Origin of the sequence: Bacillus hominis (genome assembly GCF_018332515.1) — a bacterium.
Lineage (GTDB): Bacteria > Bacillota > Bacilli > Bacillales > Bacillaceae_G > Bacillus_A > Bacillus_A hominis.
Genome location: NZ_BOQD01000121.1, coordinates 1 through 2,269 on the forward strand (window position 1 = coordinate 1; position 2,269 = coordinate 2,269).

Consider the following 2,269-nt stretch of genomic DNA (forward strand, 5'->3'; position numbering starts at 1 on the left):
AACTAACTCGTGAACAGGCGAAAGAAGAATTGACAAAACTAGGTGTGAAATTCCCAGAGAAGGGTAAGCACAAAGATATGTTCGCGAATCTAGATGAGGCGACAAAAGAAAAAGCGAAGTCGATTTTAGAGCAAGAAAAATCCGGGAAACTAACTCGTGAACAGGCAAAAGAAGAATTAACAAAATTAGGTGTGAAACTTCCAGAGAAAGAGAAGCATGAAGACATCTTCGCGAACTTAGATGCAGCAACGAAAGAAAAAGCGAAAGCGATTCTAGAAAATGAAAAGAAACAATTAGCAGAATTAAATGTGGATCTTCCGCACCATAAGTTTTTCATGAAAAATGAAGATAAATAATTGAATTATGTAGTATCTTTCGTGTGGGCAACCGAAAGGTACATATTTAGGACCGATTTCTTAATGTGGAAATCGGTCCTTTTGATTGAAAATTAGAGAAATATAATAGCTTCTGTTATAATATAAGAAGAGAAATATTTCTTTTGTTATATAAAATATATATTGATTTTTTCTAACAATTCAATATAATGAGAAATAACTACAAAATTCGACATCAAGAAGTGATGATGAGGATATGATCAATTTTTTACGATTCTCAGAGAGGGAAGCCTTTGGCTGTGAGCTTCCTAATACGGGAAAATCGATTACCACCTCTGAACTGCAGCAGTGAACGGATATCTAGTAATTGCTTGCCGGCAAAAACCGTTATTTAGACTTGAGAAATTGGTGAAGTGTGTCACTTTACGAATTGAAACAAGGGTGGAACCACGAATATAACACTCGTCCCTTTTTTAGGGAGGAGTGTTTTTTTATTTCATTTTTGCATCACACTAGAATTGGAAGGAGGATACGCAGCATGCATCATGATGAGAAAAATAAAATTGGTTTAACAGTAGCACTTTCTATCGTAGTAGGAACTATTATTGGGTCTGGTGTGTTTATGAAACCAGGGAGCGTATTAGATTACTCGGGGAGTTCTAATATGGCAATCCTTGCTTGGGTAATTGGTGGTCTGTTGACGTTAGCAAGTGGTTTAACAGTAGCCGAAATTGGAGCACAAATTCCGAAAAATGGTGGGTTGTATACGTATTTAGAGGAGATTTACGGAAGTTTTTGGGGGTATTTATCTGGCTGGATGCAAACGATTGTATATGGACCAGCTATTATTGGAACGTTAGGTTTGTATTTTAGTTCTTTAATGATTAATTTTTTCTATTTAGATAAAGTATGGAATTTACCAATCGCAATTGGAACAGTGGTGTTCCTTGGTGTTATAAATAGTATGGGAACAAAATATGGGGGCATCGTCCAGACGGTTACGACAGTTGGGAAGATGATTCCGATTATATTAATTGTTGTGTTAGGTTTTTGGAAGGGAAACAGTGATATTTTCAACGTAGTTGTGCCAATATCAGAAAATCAAAGCATCGGGATGGCAATTTTAGCAACTTTATTTGCTTATGATGGCTGGATTTTACTTGCTTCTATCGGCGGAGAAATGAAGAACCCAACAAAATTATTACCGAAGGCAATGACAGTTGGGATTTTAATTGTAACGGCTGCTTACGTATTAATTAACTTAGCGTTATTAAACGTACTACCAGCAGCGAAAATTGTAGACCTTGGAGAAAATGCAACAGCGACAGCTGCGGGCATGCTACTTGGAGAATATGGCGGAAAAATTATTAGTATCGGTATTATCATTTCTATTTTCGGTTGTTTAAATGGAAAGATTTTAACATTCCCACGTATTCCGATGTCGATGGCAGAGCGTGGACACCTTCCATTTTCTAAGTTTATTGCAAAAGAAAATTCGAGATTTAAAACACCAGCAAATGCGATTACTGTTGAAATCATTTTAGGAACTATTTTAATGCTTATTAGTGATCCGAATAAGCTATCCGAGATTTCCGTATTCATCATTTATATTTTCTATGTAATGACATTTATCGGTGTCTTCATTTTAAGAAAACGTAACAAGGATAAAGAGCGTGCATATAGTGTACCGTTATTCCCGATTGTGCCAATCGTTGCGATTTTGGGATCATTGTTTGTGCTTGGAAGTGCGATTATTAATGATCCGGTAAGTTGTTTCTTATCAATTGGAATTGTATTTACTGGACTTCCGGTGTACTGGTATTTAAATAAAAAGAAAGAAACTGGAGTTTAATAATATTAGAAAGCAGGCGTATAATACGCCTGCTTTTTTGCTGTAAAAAAATTATACTTGCGTACACTTTCTCTTTTGGTTA

Annotated in this window: 1 protein-coding gene, 1 pseudogene and 1 other annotated feature; the gene and the pseudogene both read left to right on the top strand. The window is 35.8% G+C overall.

Annotation, left to right across the window (positions count from 1 at the left end; all coding sequences use genetic code 11):
• A pseudogene (locus KI356_RS13715) lies at positions 1 to 356 on the top strand (hypothetical protein); the annotation flags it as partial.
• A 215-nt stretch (positions 357 to 571) separates the two neighbouring features.
• Positions 572 to 808 (top strand) — a binding site (T-box leader).
• A 65-nt stretch (positions 809 to 873) separates the two neighbouring features.
• Positions 874 to 2,187: an APC family permease gene (locus KI356_RS13720; RefSeq protein WP_212935679.1), complete on the top strand. Its 1,314-nt coding sequence runs from the start codon at positions 874 to 876 to the stop codon at positions 2,185 to 2,187.
• Positions 2,188 to 2,269 lie beyond the last annotated feature (82 nt).

Coding starts and splice junctions, on each gene's coding strand:
- KI356_RS13720 (WP_212935679.1), top strand. CDS start 874: ATGCATCATGATGAGAAAAATAAAATTGGTTTAACAGTAGCACTTTCT.